The 17,908-nt window shown below is 73.4% G+C and carries 15 protein-coding genes and 1 riboswitch; of the genes, 7 read left to right on the forward strand and 8 right to left on the reverse strand.

Annotation, left to right across the window (positions count from 1 at the left end):
* Window positions 1-26: 26 nt before the first annotated feature.
* The 4 genes from V6N00_RS12230 to V6N00_RS12245 all read right to left on the reverse strand — a co-directional run bounded on the left by V6N00_RS12230 (window position 27) and on the right by V6N00_RS12245 (window position 4,722).
* Window positions 27-1,274: a molybdopterin-binding protein gene (locus V6N00_RS12230; protein ID WP_334232690.1), complete on the reverse strand. Its 1,248-nt coding sequence runs from the start codon at window positions 1,272-1,274 to the stop codon at window positions 27-29.
* A gap of 178 nt (window positions 1,275-1,452) precedes the next feature.
* The gene (locus V6N00_RS12235; protein WP_334232691.1) at window positions 1,453-2,574 is read right to left on the reverse strand and encodes an NlpC/P60 family protein; all 1,122 of its coding nucleotides are present in this window, start codon (window positions 2,572-2,574) and stop codon (window positions 1,453-1,455) included.
* A gap of 159 nt (window positions 2,575-2,733) precedes the next feature.
* Window positions 2,734-3,477: a C40 family peptidase gene (locus V6N00_RS12240; RefSeq protein WP_334232692.1), complete on the reverse strand. Its 744-nt coding sequence runs from the start codon at window positions 3,475-3,477 to the stop codon at window positions 2,734-2,736.
* A 36-nt stretch (window positions 3,478-3,513) separates the two neighbouring features.
* Window positions 3,514-3,658: riboswitch (cyclic di-AMP (ydaO/yuaA leader) on the reverse strand.
* A gap of 371 nt (window positions 3,659-4,029) precedes the next feature.
* A complete protein-coding gene (locus tag V6N00_RS12245) occupies window positions 4,030-4,722 on the reverse strand; it encodes a metal-dependent transcriptional regulator (protein WP_334232693.1) in 693 nt (230 codons plus the stop codon).
* A gap of 357 nt (window positions 4,723-5,079) precedes the next feature.
* Here V6N00_RS12245 and serC point away from each other — a divergent pair, with 357 nt between their 5' ends.
* A complete protein-coding gene (gene serC / locus V6N00_RS12250) occupies window positions 5,080-6,204 on the forward strand; it encodes a phosphoserine transaminase (RefSeq protein WP_334232694.1) in 1,125 nt (374 codons plus the stop codon).
* A 95-nt stretch (window positions 6,205-6,299) separates the two neighbouring features.
* On the opposite strand, the gene V6N00_RS12255 is transcribed toward serC, so the two are convergent.
* From V6N00_RS12255 to V6N00_RS12265, 3 genes are read right to left on the reverse strand one after another with little or no spacing between them, the layout of a single operon-like run.
* Window positions 6,300-7,553 (reverse strand): MFS transporter, encoded by a 1,254-nt coding sequence (locus V6N00_RS12255; protein WP_334232695.1) that lies wholly within the window; start codon window positions 7,551-7,553, stop codon window positions 6,300-6,302.
* On the reverse strand, window positions 7,550-8,746 hold the full coding sequence (locus V6N00_RS12260) for a DUF3027 domain-containing protein (RefSeq protein ID WP_334232696.1): 1,197 nt from the start codon (window positions 8,744-8,746) through the stop codon (window positions 7,550-7,552). The genes V6N00_RS12255 and V6N00_RS12260 overlap by 4 nt, the downstream gene beginning before the upstream one ends.
* On the reverse strand, window positions 8,739-9,122 hold the full coding sequence (locus tag V6N00_RS12265) for a cold-shock protein (RefSeq protein ID WP_334232697.1): 384 nt from the start codon (window positions 9,120-9,122) through the stop codon (window positions 8,739-8,741). Before V6N00_RS12265 ends, V6N00_RS12260 begins: the two co-directional genes overlap by 8 nt.
* Window positions 9,123-9,355: 233 nt before the next feature.
* Between V6N00_RS12265 and V6N00_RS12270 the strand changes: the two genes are divergently transcribed.
* The 6 genes from V6N00_RS12270 to V6N00_RS12295 all read left to right on the forward strand — a co-directional run bounded on the left by V6N00_RS12270 (window position 9,356) and on the right by V6N00_RS12295 (window position 16,663).
* Window positions 9,356-9,646: a hypothetical protein gene (locus V6N00_RS12270; RefSeq protein ID WP_334232698.1), complete on the forward strand. Its 291-nt coding sequence runs from the start codon at window positions 9,356-9,358 to the stop codon at window positions 9,644-9,646.
* Window positions 9,643-11,973, forward strand: a complete 2,331-nt coding sequence (locus tag V6N00_RS12275; RefSeq protein WP_334232699.1) for a helicase-associated domain-containing protein — start codon at window positions 9,643-9,645, stop codon at window positions 11,971-11,973. The genes V6N00_RS12270 and V6N00_RS12275 overlap by 4 nt, the downstream gene beginning before the upstream one ends.
* Before the next feature lie 49 nt (window positions 11,974-12,022).
* The gene (locus V6N00_RS12280) at window positions 12,023-13,684 is read left to right on the forward strand and encodes a DNA repair helicase XPB (protein WP_334232700.1); all 1,662 of its coding nucleotides are present in this window, start codon (window positions 12,023-12,025) and stop codon (window positions 13,682-13,684) included.
* A gap of 119 nt (window positions 13,685-13,803) precedes the next feature.
* The gene (locus V6N00_RS12285; protein ID WP_334232701.1) at window positions 13,804-14,514 is read left to right on the forward strand and encodes a response regulator transcription factor; all 711 of its coding nucleotides are present in this window, start codon (window positions 13,804-13,806) and stop codon (window positions 14,512-14,514) included.
* A 12-nt stretch (window positions 14,515-14,526) separates the two neighbouring features.
* On the forward strand, window positions 14,527-16,107 hold the full coding sequence (locus V6N00_RS12290; RefSeq protein WP_334232702.1) for a sensor histidine kinase: 1,581 nt from the start codon (window positions 14,527-14,529) through the stop codon (window positions 16,105-16,107).
* 262 nt (window positions 16,108-16,369) lie between these two features.
* Complete coding sequence (locus V6N00_RS12295) at window positions 16,370-16,663, forward strand: WXG100 family type VII secretion target (protein WP_334232703.1); 294 nt, start codon at window positions 16,370-16,372, stop codon at window positions 16,661-16,663.
* Window positions 16,664-16,839: 176 nt separating this feature from the next.
* Here V6N00_RS12295 and V6N00_RS12300 read toward each other — a convergent pair whose 3' ends face one another.
* On the reverse strand, window positions 16,840-17,859 hold the full coding sequence (locus V6N00_RS12300; RefSeq protein WP_334232704.1) for a ribonuclease HI family protein: 1,020 nt from the start codon (window positions 17,857-17,859) through the stop codon (window positions 16,840-16,842).
* Window positions 17,860-17,908: the final 49 nt, after the last annotated feature.

The following is a 17,908-nucleotide window of genomic DNA, read 5'->3' on the forward strand; positions in this document are numbered from 1 at the left end:
GCTGGTTCCGGTGGTGCTCGGGGAGGTCACCACGGCAGCGTGAGCTCCTCCAGCACGTCCCCGGTCTCGGCGCCGTCGCGCGGGCAGACGAGGACGCCGTCGGCCTCGGCGAATCCGCGCAGCATGCCGGCGGCCCGCCAGGGGCTGGGGAGCGCGACTCCGTCGTCGAGCGTGTAGGGGATGAGCCGGGTGCGCAGGCCCGCGGGCAGGTCCGCGCCGAGCCGGACGTGGCCGGGCCGGGGAAGATCCGCACCGGCGAGCCCGGCGAGCAGCGGCTCGACCAGGGTCAGCATGCCGGTCATGGCCGCGAGCGGGTGGCCGGGCAGGGCGACGAGCATGCGCCCGTCGGCGAGCCGGGCGAGCAGGAGGGGGTGCCCGGGCTGCACGGCGACGCCGTCGATGAGGATCTCCGCCCCGGCGGCGGCCAGCGCGCCGCGGACCTCGCGGCGGGAGTGGGTGCCGGTGCCGCCCGTGGTGACGACGACGTCGCCGGTGGCCTCGCGGATCTGGTGCTCGTCCTGGGCGTCGGTGCCGAGCTGGGCGAGCAGCGCACGGTCGTCCAGCCCGACGTGGTGGGTGCCGATGACGAGACCGCCGAGGGCCTCGACGTAGGACCCCAGGTGCGGGCCGAGCACGTCACGCACGGTGCCGGCCTCGGGCACGCCGTGCTGTTCGAGCCCCGCGCCGGTGATGACGAGGGTGACGCGGGGGCGGCGCAGCACCGCGAGCGTGTCCAGTCCGCACGAGGACGCCCAGGCCAGGTGCGCCGGGCTCAGGAGCGTCCCGGCCGTGAGCACGACGTCGCCGGGCTCGGCCTCCTCCCCGGCGCGGCGCACGTGCTCCCCCGGTGCCGGGCCGTCCTCGCCCGCGTGGTCCGCCCGGGTCAGGCGACCCGCCTCGTCCACCCGTCCGCGATCACGGACCAGCACGGCCGCGGTCCCGGACGGGACGAGGGCTCCGGCGGACACCTGTACGGCCTGGTCCTCGTCGAGCGTCAGCCCTCGGATCCAGCGCATCCGGGCCAGCACCGCGTCCTCCGCGGTGTGACCGGGTGCGGCGTCGGCCTCGAGCACCGTCCACGGTCCGGCGCCGGAGACCGCCCAGCCGTCCATCACGGCGGAGTCGACGTGCGGCACCGGCGCGACGGCCGCGACGTCCGCGGCGAGCACCCGGCCGATCGCCCGGTCCACCGGGACCGTCTCGGGCACGAGCGGCTGGACGCTGCCGTGGGCGAGCTCGCGCGCACGTGACCAGGCCAGGCTCGTGTAGGGCACTGCCACCCTCCGTCGGGATCGTCGCGTCGGGATCCCGTTCTCCCGGGGATCCGTGGTCCGGCTCCGACCCTAACGCAGGCCCCCGACCGGATTCCGGGGAGGGCCCCGGCCCACGATCACCCCGGGGAACGACGACGACCCCCCGCCGTGAGGCGAGGGGTCGTCGAGGGAGAGTCGATCAGCGAAGCCGGATGAACACCGGGCCGGAGCCCACGTTCGCGCTGAACTTCACCGTCTGATTGCCGTTCCAGCCACCGTGCACGGCCATGCCGTTGCCGATGTAGACGGCGATGTGGGCCTGCCCACCGCCACCGTCGGCGTAGTAGATCAGGTCCCCGGGCTGAGCCTGGGAGGCCGGGATCTGCGAGCCGAGCTGGACGTAGTCGGCCGGCCAGCCGTGGAAGTTGATGCCCACGGCCTTGATCGCGTTGGTGACCAGCATCGTGCAGTCCTGCGTGACACCGAGCTGCGCGAGCGCCGCGTTGGCGACCGCCGCGCCCTTGCCCGAGGCCGACGACTGCTGGGACGGGGCGGACACCGTCTGCACCGTCGCCTGCTGGGCGGTGGCCTGACGCTGTTGCGCCTGCTGCGCCTGCTGGGCGGCAGCGGCACGCTGAGCGGCGGCCTGCTGGGCAGCGGCAGCACGCTCGGCGGCGGCCTGCTGGGCGGCAGCAGCACGCTGAGCCGCGGCCTGCTGGGCAGCGGCAGCACGCTCGGCGGCGGCCTGCTGGGCGGCAGCGGCACGAGCGGCCGCGGCCTGCTCGGCCTGGTGCGCCTGTGCCGTGGCGGCGTGCTGGGCAGCAGCAGCGCGCTGCGCCGCCGCTTCTTGCTCGGCGGCGGCCCGCGCGGCGGCGGCACGCTGAGCGGCGGCGGCCTGCGCAGCGGCGGCGCGCTGAGCGGCAGCGGCCTTCACCGCCGCGGCGTGATCGGCCGGCGCCTGCTGCTCGGCCACCCGCTTGCCCAGCGCCTGCACGGCGGCGGTCTTGACGGCCGGCTTGGCCTTCGCCGCGCTCGTGGAGGCCACGGCGGTGCGCTGGAAGTCGAGGGAGGCGGTGGCCGGCGCGGTGACCGAACCGACCTTGCCGGCGGCGACGGCCTGGCTGGCCGGCTGCACGGCGGCGGACTGCTGCGCGGTCTCCGCGTGCGCGGCGACGCCGGACACCAGGACCAGACCCGACGCGGCTGCCACCACGGCGGCCCGACGGCCGACCTTGCCGGACTGCAGGGTGATGGCCTGCGCCAGCGCGGCGGCCGTGCGGGGAGCGGCCGTGCGGTGGCGACCGGTGGAGGGAGTGGACATTCTTCTCTCTTTCAGTGTCGCGGGTCCGTAGGCGTCACGCGGACGCCCGGCGTCACTGCCGTCAGGCAGAACGGACCTACCGGTGGGCTTACCGGAGGGGGCAGGACAGCATTCACCCCCTCCGGTGAGAGTCACCGAAGGGGGTGAAGGGGAGCTGGATCAGCCCAGGGTGTAGTAGCCGTCGACCGACATGGCGCTGACCGGGTGCAGGAGGGTGCCCTGCTGCGGGTTCAGCGCGCTGATCTCCATGCCGTTGCCGACGTAGATGCCGACGTGCGAGCCACCGTTCTGGACGATGAGGTCACCCGGCTTCGGCGCCGAGGTCGGGGTCATCGCGGTCCACTGGTAGGTGCGCGGGATGCTCTTGCCGGCCTGGGCGTAGGCCCACTGCACGAAACCGGAGCAGTCCCAGCCCGAGGTGGAGGTGCCGCCCCAGACGTACGGGTGACCGATGCCGGCGTAGGCGGCCGAGACGATCGACTGGTTGCCACCGGTGGAGGTCTTCGCGGCGGAGGCCAGGCTGACGTTGGCGGTCTGCGCACCTGCGGCCGGGGCCGCGGCACCCGCGGCGCTGTAGCTCGCGGTCGGCGTGGCGCCGGTCGGGGCCGGGGCGGTCTGAGACCCGGTCAGACCGAAGTAGCGGTACCCGTCCTGGATGTTCGCACCGTTCCAGGTGTAGGTGATGCCGTTGGAGGTCCACGTGTAGTGACCGGCCGACGAGGCGGCGGTGGTGGCCTGGGGCGTGGTGGCGGTGGTGTTCTCGTAGTACGCGCTGGCGTTGGCCGGGGCGACCGAGACGGCCAGCAGACCGGCAGCAGCAGCGGCGACGGCGCCGCCCCGGACGACGCCGCGGTTCTCGGCGGCGGCCTTCGAGGCGTTGGTCAGGTGATCCCGACCGGTCATGGTGGCGCGGTGACGGGCAGTCGATGACGACATGGATTTACCTCTCCCTGGTGTCTACGGGGTGAGCTGTCGGGTTCGGGTGGGAGGCACCCGGTGTCCGTGATCCGGACACTTGACCCCAAGGCCTCGAGGAGGCCACAAGTGGTTCCCCCGTCCCTGCCAAAAGAAGCGTTTGAACGGACCGGTCCCGGTGGCAGGGTTAGACAGCCGGGACGGGGTGCGCTCCCCAGAGTGGGGCGGGCACGGCTACGACCGTACCGTAGTGCAATCGAAATGTCACGTTCCGATCACGGACGGGGTGACGAACCCCGTGGGATCGCCGACGGGTCGACAGACGGCCCGCCGCGATCGACCCCGTCAGGCGGGCGCTGACCGGCGCCCGCGCTGCTGCCTGCCTCGGTGCGGACGACGGCGCCGCCGCGCGCGACAACGAGGATGGACCGAAGGTGGTCTCGAACGAGTGTCGACTCCGGCGGGGACGGTTCTCGCTCGTCGCCGATTCGTTACCGATCTCACGCTCCCTGCCGGACACCGCCCGGACGGTGCGGGGCGTCAGTGATCGAGCACGAATATGTGGCCGGCCATCTCGTTGGCCAGCTCGAGCGTGCCCTGGTCGGCGGAGGCGATACGCACGTACCGGCCGGCGGGACTGACCCGCACCTGCGCGCCGGGGCGGATGCCGTACTCGGCCATCTGGGCGAGGAACTCGGGGTCGAACTGGACGGGCTCGGCCAGCCGGGCGATCTGGACGGTGATCTCGCCCTCCGCGGCCGCGACGCGCGCCGTCAGCGGCGTCACCCCGTCGGTGAACCGGCCGGCGTCCGGGCCGCCGATCTCGGTCAGCCCGGGAATGGGGTTGCCGTAGGGGGACTCGGTGGGCTGGTGCAGCAGGCCGAGCAGGCGACGTTCGACGCGCTCACTCATGACGTGCTCCCAGCGGCACGCCTCCTCGTGGACGTACGCCCAGTCCAGGCCGATCACGTCGTGCAGCAGGCGCTCGGCGAGGCGGTGCTTGCGCATGACGCCGGTCGCCCGGTGCCGCCCGGACTCGCTCAGGTCCAGCCGGCGGTCCTCCGTCACGTGCACGAGGCCGTCGCGCTCCATCCGTGCCACCGTCTGGGACACGGTCGGCCCGGAGTGCCCGAGCCGCTCCGCGATCCGCGCCCGCATGGGGACGATGCCCTCCTCCTCGAGCTCGAGGATCGTGCGCAGGTACATCTCGGTGGTGTCGATGAGATCCGTCATCGTCCGCCTTCCCTCCTGCTGCCCGGCCCGGAACCCGGCCCACGCTCGCACCGGTGTGCGGGGCGGGGCCGGAAGAACGCTAGCCATTCTAGACACGGGCGCAGGGCACCCCCGCAACGCTGCGGCGCCGTTCGGGGACCGCCGCGCGGCCGGCCGGGCCCGGGTCGCGGGCGGCCGTGTGACGCCACCCGACTGGGCTCCACCGCCGCACCTGGGGGAGAATGCTCCCGGAAGCCGTGTCTCCGGCTCCTGCGCATCCGCGCGTCGAGGCACGCACCGTCGTCGTCCGCCAGCCCCTCGGGCCGTTCCGACCGGCGACCGTTCCCGTCCCACCACCGACGCGAAGTGAGTCTGCCCATGCCTGACCTGACCATCCCCGCCGATCTCCTGCCGGCCGACGGACGCTTCGGCGCCGGCCCCTCGAAGGTCCGCCCCGAGCAGCTGGCGGCCGTCGCCGACGCCGCGCCGCGCGTGATCGGCACCTCCCACCGGCAGGCCCCGGTCAAGGACCTCGTCGGCCGGCTGCGGGAGGGTCTCGCGGACCTGTTCTCCCTGCCGGAGGGTTACGAGGTCATCCTCGGCATCGGTGGCGCGACCGCGTTCTGGGACATCGCCGCTTTCGGCCTCGTCGAGTCCCGGGCCCAGCACCTCAGCTTCGGCGAGTTCAGCTCCAAGTTCGCCGCCGCCACGGACCGGGCGCCCTTCCTGGAGGCCTCCTCGATCATCGCCTCCCCCGCCGGCACCCGTCCGCAGGCGGCCGCCGAGGCCGGCGCCGACGTGTACGCCTGGGCGCACAACGAGACCTCGACCGGCGTCGCGGCCCCGGTGCAGCGGGTGGACGGAGCCGACGACGGCGCACTCGTGCTCATCGACGGCACCTCGGCCGCGGGCGGCCTCGCGGTCGACGTCACCCAGAGCGACGTCTACTACTTCTCCCCGCAGAAGAACTTCGCCTCGGACGGCGGCCTGTGGCTGGGCCTCTTCTCCCCCGCGGCGCTGGAGCGGGCCGAGCGGATCGCGGCGTCGGACCGCTGGATCCCCGACTTCTTCTCACTGCCGACCGCGATCGACAACTCCCGGAAGAACCAGACGTACAACACGCCCGCGCTCATGACCCTGGTGAGCATGGACGCCCAGGTGCAGTGGATGCTCGGCAACGGCGGGCTGGCGTGGGCGGCCGAGCGCACGGCCGACTCCGCGTCCCGCCTGTACACCTGGGCCGAGGCGAGCGACGTCGCGCAGCCCTATGTCCAGCGCGCCGAGGACCGCTCGAACGTCATCGTCACGATCGACTTCGACGAGTCCATCGACGCCGCGCGGATCGCCGCGGTGCTGCGCGCCAACGGCGTCGTCGACGTCGAGCCCTACCGCAAGCTCGGCCGCAACCAGCTGCGCGTGGCCACGTTCGTCGCGATCGAGCCCGAGGACGTCTCGGCGCTGATCCGCTGCATCGACTGGGTGCTCGAGCACCTCGCCGACTGAGCGGCACCCGCTCACCGACGTCGGAGGGCCCCGGGATTCCCGGGGCCCTCCGTGTGTCCGTACCCGTCTTCCGTGCTCGAGCTCGGCGCCTCCCGTCAGCGGTGGATGCTGAGGGGGAAGCGCGCCGTGCGGTCGAACGCGAGGTGCAGGTGCTGACTGCGCCAGTACCAGACCAGCCCCACGAGGGCCGCGGCGATGCCCGACGCGGCACCGGCGGACAGCGCCCAGGGCGGCCCGAACGAGTCCGAGATCCAGCCGACGACGGGCGCACCCAGCGGCGTACCACCCATGAAGATCGCGAAGTAGAGGGCCATCACGCGGCCGCGCATCACCGGATCGGTGCTGGTCTGCACGTAGGCGTTGGCCGAGGTCATCACCGTCAGGGCGGTGAGCCCGCACAGGATGAGGGCTCCTCCGAAGAGCACCGGGTTCGGGGCGAGCGCCGCCAGCACGCAGGCGAGACCGAAGAGGCCGCCGGCGCCGAAGATGAACCGGAGACGCGGGCGTTCCCGGCGGGCGGAGGCGAGCGTGCCGGCGACCGACCCGATCGCCATGACGGAGGACAGCGCCCCGAACCCGTCGGCCTGCAGCCCGAACTCGGTGCGCGCCATGCCGGCGATGAAGACGGCGAAGTTCATGCCGAACGTGCCGATCAGGAAGATGGCGACCAGGACGGCGATGATGTCCGGGCGGCTGCGCACGTACTGGAATCCCTCGCGGATCAGCCCGCGCCCGGCCTTCGCCCGGGGCAGCACCCGCAGTTCGCCGGTGCGCAGCGCGAGGATGGCGCCGATCATGACGACGAAGCTGAGCGCGTTGAGCAGGAACACCCAGCCCGAGCCGATCGCGGCGACGAGGACGCCGGCGACGGCGGGCCCGATCATGCGGGCCACGTTGAACGACATGCTGTTCAGCGCCACCGCGTTGGGCACGAACTCGTCGCGCACCAGTTCCGAGACGACGGTCTGCCGTGCGGGTCCGTCGAGCGTCGCGACGATGCCGAGGCCGAGCGCGAAGGCGTACACGTGCCAGAGGTCGGCCGTCCCGGTGATGACCATCGCTCCCAGCCCGACGGCGAGCAGCGCCATCGCCGCCTGGGTGCCGATGAGCAGGTGACGGCGGTTCATCCGGTCCGCGAGCACCCCGGAGACGGGGGCCAGGAGCAGCTGCGGGCCGAACTGCAGGGCCATCACGACGCCCATCGCGGTGGCGTCCTGGTGCGTCAGCTCGTTGTAGACGAGCCAGTCCTGCGCCGTCCGCTGCATCCAGGTGCCGACGTTCGACACGAGCGCGCCGATGCACCAGAGCCGGAAATTGATGAACTGGAGCGATCGGAACGTCGACTTCACGCCTGGGGGGCCTCCTCGGCCTGATCTGCGGCTGCCCGAGCGACGGCGTCCTCGGTGTCCTCCTCGATGCGGACGTCCTCGGCCTCCGCGGACAGGTCCGCGGACGGCTCGTCGTCCTCCTCGCCCGGCAGGTCGCGGCCGTCCGTCTCGGGCTTCGCGAGCAGCGTCGCGTCGTCGTCGACGATCTCGGCGTCGTCGCCGGCGTCGTCCGGGGCTTCGCTGACGTCGGACACGGAGGTGTCGGTGTCGGTGTCGGTGGCGTCGGACCCGGACGTCTCCGCGGCGCTGGTCTCCGCGGCGCTGGTCTTCGCGGCCGGGGTCTCCGGAGCGTCGGCAGGGTCGGTCTCGGGGGCGGCCGTGCGCTCGGCACCGGCGTCGTCCGTGCTCTCCCTCGCCGCGTCCGCGGCCTCGGAGGTCGTTGCGGCGGCGCCGTCGGTCGCGGTGTCCGCGGCACCGGGGGCCTGTGCGTCCGATGCCGGCACTGCGGATCCCGGTGCGTCCTGGGCGGCCGCGCCGTCCGACGCCTCGGCCTCGTCCCCCTCGTGGTCCTCCGGCCGCAACCGGTCCGCCCAGGGCACCCACGGCGGGGCGAGCAGGGCGCCCTCCCCCGGGGTCAGGCCGATCTCGCAGACCGTGACGGCGCGGGAGCGGGGCGCGCGGGCCAGGACGACGAACCAGTTCCAGCCGATGTAGCCCGGCAGCAGGGAGGCGAAGGCGTGGGTGACGAGGCGCTCGCCGTCGACGGCCGTCCCGAGGTGCTCGCCGACCTGCTCGTCGCGGGCGATGTCGGCAAGGGCGGCGCGCGCGGTGTCACGCGCCTCGATCAGCACGGCGTCGGGCCGGGCACGACGACGTGCCGCGGCGCGCGCCGGGGCCGCCGCGGGCGTCGCGGCATCCTCAGCGACGGCGTCGTCGGTCGCAGAGGCCTCGGCGGTCGCGGAGGCCTCGGCGGTCACGGGCGCGGCAGAGTCCTCGACCGCAGGTGCGGCAGAGTCGTCGGCGTGGGCGTCAGCGTCCTCGGTCGCGGCATCCTCGACAGGTGACGAGTCGGCGGCGTCGGCGTTCTCCGGCGTCGAGTCGGTGTTCTTCGCGGGTGCGACCGTGCCCTCGTCCTCCGTGGTGGTTCCCGCGTCGTCCGTCGTGACGGTCGCGGTGTCGGTCTCCGGCTGCTCCGGTTCGAAGGACTCAGGCATCGAGATCGTCAGCGACCCGGCGCAGGAGGGAGGCGACCTTCGTGGCGGACCCCTTCTCGGGGTACCGGCCGCGACGCAGCCCGTTGGAGACCTGGTCGAGCACCTTGATCAGGTCCTCGGTGATCGCGGCCATGTCCTCGGCGGGCTTGCGGGCGGCGCGGGCCACGGACGGCGGCGTGTCGAGCACGCGCACGGAGAGCGCCTGGGCTCCCCGCTTCCCGTCCGCGATGCCGAACTCCATCCGGGTGCCCGGCTTGACCTCCTTGTGGTCCGCCGGCAGGGCCGAGGCGTGCAGGAACACCTCTCGCCCGTCGTCGGTGGCCAGGAACCCGAAACCGCGGTCCGCGTCGAACCACTTCACCTTGCCGATCGGCACGTCTACCTCACTCCTTCGGCGTGCGTCCCCCGCACTGCCGATCATCGGTGCCGGGGCGCGCGCCCCGGCCGTGGCGGCCGCACGCCCGAGTCCGTGCACCCGGGCGGATCAGTATCCGGCTGGGAACAGCCCCATGCCAGAGCGTCGACGGCGGCCCGCCGGAAAGTCTGTTCCTTCTAGGTTAGCCGCTGTGGCCGAGAGCACGGTCGTCGCCCGCTGGTAGCGTGGTCACCATGTCCTCGCGTCCTTCCGCGCGCGGGACGACGCCGTCCGTGGCCACCACCGACGCACCGCCCCGACCGGCCCGCCAGGCGGTGGCGATCGTCGCCGCCGTCGTCGCACTCGTCTCCGTCGCCTCCCTGCTGGCCGTCCTCCTCCTCACCATGGCCGACGCCCACCCCTGGACCGGACTGTCCTGGATCGCGATGCTCGGCCTGCCCGCCGCGGTCGTCCTCGGCGTCGTCCTGATGGTCGACGCCGTCCGCAGCCGCCGCATCACCGCCGGGCGGCGCGGCCGCCCGTGAGCGAGGTCGTCGACCTCGCCGCCGAGCTCGCGGCGTCCCCTGATTCCGATCTCGTCCGGCTGCTGCTGGCTCGGCCGGATCTGCTCGCCGGTGCCACCGACGTCGCCGCGCTCGCCGCGCGCGCCCTGTCCCGCCTGTCCATCCAGCGGGCCCTCGAGACGCTGGACCGGCCGCACCTGGGCGTCCTCGAGGCCGCCGTCGTCCTCGCGGAGCTGCACGGCGGCGCCGCGCCGGTCGAACGCCCCGACCTGGCTGCGGCTCTGCCGGACGTCCCCACCCCGGCGCTCGACGCCCTGGTCGCCGAGCTCGCCTCCCTCCGGCTGCTGACCGCGGACGACGACGGCGCCGTCCGGCCCGCCGGCGCCCTGACCGACGCGCTGGGGCACCACCCCGCCGGCCTCGGCCGCAGCCTGCCTCGCCTGCTGGCCGGTTCCCCGACCGCCGTGACCACCCGGCAGCGGATCCCGGCGGTCCGCAGCGCCGGCGGCGCGGGAGCGGTCGAGGACGTCCGCGCCCTGCTCACCACCGCGCCCGAGGGGACGGTCGCGCTCCTCGACCGGTTCCGCGTCACCCCGGTCGCCGAACTGCGGAACGCCACCCGCGCCGTCGAGGACCCCGCGAGCACCGCCACGGACCCCGTCGGCTGGCTGCTGCACGTCGGCGTGCTCGTTCCCCTCGACGGCGAGCACGTCGAGCTCGCCCGGGAGGCCGGCCTCGCGGCGCGCGGCGGCGCCGTCCACCCGCACCTGCCTCTCGATCCCCCACCCGTCGGTGGCCGCCGCGTGTCCGCCGCGGTGCGGGACAACGCCGCCCTCGCCGCGGTCACCGAGGGCCTGCGTCTGCTCACCGTGCTGCACGACGAGACGTCCCGCCGCCCCCTGGCCACGCTGCGGGCCGGCGGCGTGGGCGTCCGCGAACTGCGCCGGATCGCGCGGCTGCTCGGCGTCGACGATCCGACCGCGGGCGTGCTCGTCGAACTGGCCGCCGTGCTCGGCCTCCTCGTCCCGGACGAGGCGCACCCCGAGCACCGCGCCGTCCCGGACCACCCCTGGCTCGACGCCCCGCGCGCGGAGCAGTGGACCCTGCTGGCCGCCGCCTGGCGCGCGTCGCGTCGCGTGCCCGCCCTCGTGACGACGACCCGCGGCGACGGCAGCGTCGTCGCCCCGCTGTCCGCCGAGGCGGGACGCGCGGATGCGAGCGCCGTCCGGGAACGGCTGCTGACGACCCTGGCCGAGCTGTCGACTGCCGAGCCCGGTGCCGCCCTGACCGAGGAGGTCGTGCGCGAGCGGGTGTCCTGGCGGTGGCCGCGCGTCGCGGCACGGGCGCTGCCCCTGATCCCCGCCGTGCTGACGGAGGCGCGCGTCCTCGGGTTGACCGGGGCGTCGGCCCTGACCGACGCCGGCCTACTGGTCGCGTCGGGCGACGACGCCGGCGCCACCGCCGCGCTGGAGGCCGCGCTGCCGCCCCCGGTCGAGACCGTGCTCCTGCAGGCCGACCTGACCGCCGTCGCCCCCGGCCCGCTCAGCCGGGACGCGGCGCGCTCGCTCGCGGCCATGGCGGACCGGGAGGGGCGGGGCCCCGCCGAGCAGTACCGGTTCTCCGCCGCCTCGATCCAGCGCGCTCTCGACGCCGGAGGGGACGCTGCCGGCCTGCTCGAGCGTCTGCGCGACCTCAGCCCGGGCCCGCTGCCGCAACCGCTCGTCTACCTCGTCGAGGACACGGCCGCGCGCAGCGGCCGCGTCCGGCTCGGCGGTGCCGCCGGGTACGTCACGGTGAGCGAGCCGGCAGAGCTGGACGCCCTGCTCGCCCTCGCCGACGGCGCGGGCGTCGATCGGCTGCGCCTTCGCCGGCTGGCGCCCACCGTCGCCGTCAGCACGCTGGCCCCCGAGGCCCTGCGCGCCGAGCTGGACCGGGCCGGCGTGCACACGACCCGCGACGACACCGTGCACCACACAGCCGACACCGCGTCACCCCCGCCCCAACTGGTCGCCGGGCCGTCGGCCGACGTCGTCCCGTCACCCGCGCCGGACCCGGCGGCCGAGGCCGCCGAGGTCGTCGCCGCCATGCGCCGGCGGGCGGCGGACCCGTCCGCGCCGCACCGCCCGGACCCGGAGACCGCGACCCTGCTCGACCTGCACCTGATCCGTGCCGCCAGCCGGGACGGACGGGCGCTGACCGTCGTGACTGTGGACTCGACCGGGAATCAGCGCCGCGACGTGCTGGTTCCCCTCTCGGTCTCCGGCGGGCGGCTGCGTGCCTTCGCTCCCCACCGGGACGCCGAACGGGTCATCAGCCTTCCCCGCATCGTCGAGGTGCTGCCGGCATGATGCCGTTCCGACCGACCCCCGTCCTACCGTCGACCCCGAGGTACCGCCCGTGAGCACCGGCCCCCTGATCGTCCAGAGCGACAAGACCATCCTGCTGGAGGTCGATCACGAGCAGGCCGACGAAGCCCGTCGCGCGATCGCGCCCTTCGCGGAGCTGGAGCGGGCGCCCGAGCACATCCACACCTACCGGCTCACCCCGATCGGCCTGTGGAACGCCCGGTCTGTGGGACTCGACGCCGAACAGGTGCTCGACACGCTGCTGCGCTACTCCCGGTTCCCCGTGCCCCACGCCCTGCTCGTCGACATCGAGGAGACGATGTCCCGGTACGGCCGCGTGGTTCTCGAGAAGGACGAGCTGCACGGGCTCGTGCTGCGCAGCGAGGACTACCCCGTGCTCGAGGAGATCCTGCACGCCCCGAAGATCGAGCCACTGCTCGGTCCGCGGATCGACGGGGAGACGGTCGTCGTCCACTCGTCCCAGCGCGGCGCGCTCAAGCAGGCCCTGCTGCGGCTGGGCTGGCCGGCCGAGGACCGCGCCGGCTACGTGGACGGCACGCCCCATCTGATCGGGCTCGACGAGCGCGACTGGGCGCTGCGCCCGTACCAGCAGCAGGCGATCGAGAATTTCTGGGCCGGCGGCTCCGGCGTCGTCGTGCTGCCCTGCGGGGCGGGCAAGACGCTGGTCGGGGCCGGCGCGATGGCGGTCGGCTGCACGACGACGCTGATCCTCGTCACCAACACCGTCGCGGCCCGGCAGTGGAAGGACGAACTGCTGCGCCGCACCACCCTGACGGAGGACGAGATCGGCGAGTACTCCGGCGCGGTCAAGGAGGTCCGGCCCGTCACCATCGCCACCTACCAGGTGCTCACGGTCAAGCGCGGCGGCCTCTACCCGCACCTCGAGCTGGTCAACGAGAACGACTGGGGCCTGATCATCTACGACGAGGTGCACCTGCTGCCCGCGCCGATCTTCAAGCTGACCGCCGACCTGCAGGCCCGTCGCCGGCTCGGGCTGACGGCGACCCTGGTGCGCGAGGACGGCCGGGAGGGCGAGGTGTTCTCCCTGATCGGGCCCAAGCGCTACGACGCGCCGTGGAAGGACATCGAGGCGCAGGGCTACATCGCACCCGCGGTCTGCGTCGAGGTCCGCGTCGATCTGCCCCGCGACGAGCGGATGGCCTATGCGATGGCCGACGACGCCGACAAGTACCGCCTCGGCGCCACGAGCGAGACGAAGCTGCGGGTGGTCGAGTCGATCGCCCGGCACCACGCCGGTGAGCAGACGCTGGTGATCGGCCAGTACCTCGACCAGCTCGACGAACTCGGTCAGCGGTTGGACGCCCCGGTGATCAAGGGCACGACGTCGGTGGCGGTCCGGCAGCGCCTGTTCGACGAGTTCCGCGCCGGTGAGCTCCGCACCCTGGTCGTCTCCAAGGTCGCCAATTTCTCCCTCGACCTGCCCGAGGCGACGGTCGCCATCCAGGTCTCCGGCGCCTTCGGGTCCCGGCAGGAGGAGGCGCAGCGCCTGGGCCGTCTGCTCCGCCCCAAGGCGGACGGCCGGGCGGCGCACTTCTACACCGTCGTCGCCCGCGACACCCTCGACCAGGAGTACGCCGCCCGGCGGCAGCGCTTCCTCGCCGAGCAGGGGTACGCCTACGAGATCGTCGACGCCGACGACGTACCGGCAGACCGCGAGGACACAGGCGCCTGACACGCGCCGCCGGAGCCCGGCCGGCGTCGACGAGCCGCCACGGCGGGTGCTCGGCTGCCCACAGCGTCCTTGCGATCGGCGCTCAGCCGGTTCACAGCGAAAACCGAGAGAATCGTGGTGTGAAAAGCACCCAGCCCGAAGCCCGACTGCTCGTCGTCGACGACGAACCGAACATCCGTGAGCTGCTGTCCACGTCCCTGCGGTTCGCCGGTTTCGACGTCGTCGCCGCCGGCAACGGCCGGGACGCGCTGACCGCTGCCGAGACGCACAACCCGGACCTCGTCGTCCTCGACGTGATGCTGCCGGACATGGACGGGTTCACCGTCACCCGCAAGCTGCGCGCCTCCGGCCGCCACTGCCCCGTTCTCTTCCTGACCGCGCGGGACGACACCGAGGACAAGGTCACCGGCCTCACCGTGGGCGGCGACGACTACGTCACCAAGCCGTTCAGCCTCGACGAGGTCGTCGCCCGCATCCGCGCCGTCCTGCGCCGCACCCAGCCGCTGCTCGACGACGAGGCGATCATCCGCGTCGACGACCTCGAGCTGGACGACGACGCCCACGAGGTGCGCCGCGGCGGCGAGGTCATCGAGCTCTCCCCCACCGAGTTCAAGCTGCTGCGCTACCTCATGCTCAACCCGAACCGGGTGCTGTCCAAGGCGCAGATCCTCGACCACGTGTGGGAGTACGACTTCAACGGCGACGCCTCCATCGTCGAGTCCTACATCTCGTACCTGCGCCGCAAGATCGACCGCAACCCGGACGTTCCCGCCCTGATCCAGACCAAGCGGGGCGTCGGCTACCTGTTGCGCACCGCCGACCGGCGGTAGGGCGGCCGCTCGGTGCTGAACCGGTGGAAGAACGCGTCGCTGCGTTCCCAGCTCGTCGCGATGACGTCGGTGTTGATCGCCATTGTCATCGCGCTGCTCGGCACGCTCACCGTCACCACCCTGAAGAACACGCTCGTGCAGCGGGCGGACTCGGACCTGCTCAACTACACGCCGTCGATGTCGCTGTACCTGTACCAGGTCAGCCAGGGGTCGATCGAGCCGTCGTTCAACCAGCTCGTGTTCAGCCGGTTCTACGGGCTGCAGATGGACGCGGCGGGCAACATCGTCACCCGCACGTCGCGCACGTCCGGCACGGCCGACGTCCCGCAGATCCCCCGCATGACGGTGGACCAGGTCCGGGCGACGCCCAACGGGTTCAACGTTCAGGGGTCGACGCGGGGCAGCACCGGATGGCGCGTCCTCGTCCGGCCGCTGGAGACGGGCAACGGCTCCGTCGCGATCGCCACCCCGTTGAACGAGGTCAACGAGGTGGTGGAGTCCGCCGCCTGGTTGATCCTGCTGCTCGGCGTCGCCCTCGTGACCCTCTCCTCCGCGGTCGCCTATCTCGCGGTCACCCGCGCATTCCGGCCGCTGGTCAAGGTGGAACGCACCGCCGCGGCGATCGCCGCCGGTGACCTCTCCCGCCGCCTCGAACCGGCCAGCCCGCAGACCGAGATGGGACGCCTGAGCCGGTCCCTGAACGCGATGCTCGCCCACATCGAGACGGCGTTCGCCGCGCAGAAGGCCTCCGAGGCCAAGATGCGCCGGTTCGTCTCCGACGCCTCTCACGAACTGCGCACCCCGCTCGTGACCATCCGCGGGTTCTCCGAGTTCTACCGGCACGGCGGGCTGCGCACCGAGGAGGAGGTGAGCACCGCGATGGGCCGCATCGAGAGCGAGGCGACCCGGATGAGCGAGCTGGTCGAGGACCTGCTCGTTCTCGCCCGCATCGACGACGCACGGCCCGCCCGCCAGCGCCCGTTCGACCTGCTGCTGCTCGGCAACGACGCCGCCGTCGACGCGCGGGTCAACGCCCCGGGACGCCGGGTCACGGTGACCGGGCTGGACGGCGGTAGCCCGCGCAACGCTCCGGTGCTCGGCGACGAGAGCCGGCTGCGCCAGGTGGTGGGCAATCTGATGACCAACGCCCTGCGGTACACGCCGGAAGGGTCCCCGATCGACATCGCCGTCGGTACCGTCGAGACGGTCGGCGGTGCGATGGACTCCGTGATCGAGATCCGCGACCACGGACCCGGCATCTCGGACGCCGACGCCGCACGCGTGTTCGAGCGGTTCTTCCGGGCGGACACCTCCCGCACCCGCGAGACGGGCGGCAGCGGCCTGGGCCTGGCCATCGTGGCCGCCATCGTCGCGCAGCACGACGGGTCGGTGCGCCTGTCCGAGACCGCGGGCGGCGGCGCGACGTTCAGCGTCCGGCTGCCGTTCTCGGCGCACGATCTGGCCGAGGAGCTCACCGCGACGGACGGCGCCGACGTCGATCCCGACGCGTCGGCCGATGCGGAAGCCTCCGGCAGTACGGCGACGACGGCCACCGGCCGCCTGCGCCGCGCGCTGCGCCGCGGTGTGCGCTGAGGCAGACGCGACGGGCGTCGGAGTGGTGCCGGCTCGTCGGTGCCGCCGACCTCGTGGATCGGGCGCCGGGTCGCGGGTCCGCACCGACGTCGCCCTTTCCAGCGGCCGCGCGGGTGGGTGCCATCACGTCGCGCTCCCGGCTTCTCCCTCCCCAGGCAACCGTCGTGTCGCCGTCGTCCACAGGCCGAGTTCCCCGCCGATCGGGGGCGGTGCCGCGCTCCTACGCTGGCGGCATCCCACAGACGGAGAGGACGGGATCACGATGGCAGTGTTCACGGTGGACAGCGCGGCCCTGCAGGCCAACAGTGCGGCGGTACGGGGAACGGTGGAACGGATCCGGGCGGAGGTCGCCACCATGCACGCCGGTCTGCAGGCCCTCGAGGGCTCCTGGACCGGTCAGGCGTCCGCTCTTTTCCAGGGCGTGGTGGCCCAGTGGCGGACGACCGAGGCCACGGTGGAGTCCTCGCTCGAGTCGATCACGGCCGCGCTCGACGCGGCGGCCGCCGGCTACGAGGAGGCGGAGGCCCGGAACGCGGCACTGTTCCACGCCGGCTGAGCGGCGCGCCGTCCCGGTGCGAGCGATGACGTCCGGAAGGGTCAGCTTCCGCCCCGTGCGTGCGATGACGTCCGGCTGGTCCGGGCTGTGCCCGGTGCGGCTCGACCTCGGCTCACTCGTTCATGCCGCCGAGGGGTGACACCGGCCGGGTGCGGTACCGGCGAGTGCCCGCCGGGTCAGGTGGTCGGAGTGCCCTGGTGGAAGCGGAGGCGCCACTGCTGGCCGTCGCGTACCCACCAGGAACTGCGCAGCGCCGACTGCCCGTCGCGGGTACTCCGCCACACGAGCAGGATGGTCGTCGCATCGATCCGGTCGACCTGGACCTGCTCGAACTGCACCGGGCTCGTCTCGCCGTTGCTGACGAGGTCGATGATCGAGTCGCGGTCCCACAGTCGTCCCGAGGAACCGACCTCGAGGAAGTCCGGGTGCAGCAGGGCGGCGAGCCGGGCGACGTCGGCGCGCACCGCGGGGTCGAGGAGTTCCTGCTCGTACTGGGCGACGAGTTCCTCGTCCTCCAGCCGGGCGATGTCGGTGTCGTCGGCGAGCACGGAGAACAGGTCGGCCTCGAGGTCATCGCCGCCGCCGAACAGACCCGGTGCGGCCTCACGCTCCCGGACGGCGGTCGTCGAGGTCGCGGCGTCGCTCGTTCCGGAGGCGCCGGTCCGCGGGCCGGCCGCTGCGGCGGCGGTGCCGGTGGACGCTGCGCTGGTCGGTGCGGTGCCGGCCGTTCCGGGCAGCCGGAAGCCGGGGCCCGAGTCCACCGGCAGGGATCGGGCGTACGAGGTGGCGGCGGCGCGGGCACGGTCGTCAGCCGCCTCGTTCAAGTCGTGCCCGGCGTGGCCCTTGACCCAGTCGAAAGCGACGTCGCGCCCGGCGATCGCCGTGTCGATGCGCTTGAGCAGGTCGACGTTCAGCACCGGCTTGCCGTCGGCCTTGCGCCAGCCCTTGCGCTTCCACCCGGGCATCCACTTCGTGACGCAGTTGATCACGTACTGCGAGTCGCACAGGATCTGCAGCCGCTCGGTCACCCCGGCGGTGGACTCGAGCAGATCCAGCACGGCCATGAGCTCACCCATGTTGTTGGTGCCGTGGGGCCAGCCGCCGGCCGCCCAGCAGGTCTCGTCCACGTACCAGGACCACCCGGCCGGGCCCGGATTGCCGAGGGCGGAGCCGTCGGCGGCAGCAATGATCGTCATGGTCTCCATCCTGACAGAGCGCACCGACAGAGCTCGCCGAGCCTGGCCT

Source organism: Tersicoccus mangrovi (assembly GCF_036881825.1).
GTDB classification, from domain to species: domain Bacteria; phylum Actinomycetota; class Actinomycetes; order Actinomycetales; family Micrococcaceae; genus Tersicoccus; species Tersicoccus mangrovi.

Excerpts from the sequence above, each read along its gene's own strand:
- V6N00_RS12235 (WP_334232691.1), bottom strand. The coding sequence starts at position 2,574 with ATGTCCACTCCCTCCACCGGTCGCCACCGCACGGCCGCTCCCCGCACG.
- V6N00_RS12240 (WP_334232692.1), bottom strand. The coding sequence starts at position 3,477 with ATGACCGGTCGGGATCACCTGACCAACGCCTCGAAGGCCGCCGCCGAG.
- V6N00_RS12245 (WP_334232693.1), bottom strand. The coding sequence starts at position 4,722 with ATGACGGATCTCATCGACACCACCGAGATGTACCTGCGCACGATCCTC.
- serC (WP_334232694.1), top strand. The coding sequence starts at position 5,080 with ATGCCTGACCTGACCATCCCCGCCGATCTCCTGCCGGCCGACGGACGC.
- V6N00_RS12260 (WP_334232696.1), bottom strand. The coding sequence starts at position 8,746 with ATGCCTGAGTCCTTCGAACCGGAGCAGCCGGAGACCGACACCGCGACC.
- V6N00_RS12270 (WP_334232698.1), top strand. The coding sequence starts at position 9,356 with ATGTCCTCGCGTCCTTCCGCGCGCGGGACGACGCCGTCCGTGGCCACC.
- V6N00_RS12295 (WP_334232703.1), top strand. The coding sequence starts at position 16,370 with ATGGCAGTGTTCACGGTGGACAGCGCGGCCCTGCAGGCCAACAGTGCG.
- V6N00_RS12300 (WP_334232704.1), bottom strand. The coding sequence starts at position 17,859 with ATGACGATCATTGCTGCCGCCGACGGCTCCGCCCTCGGCAATCCGGGC.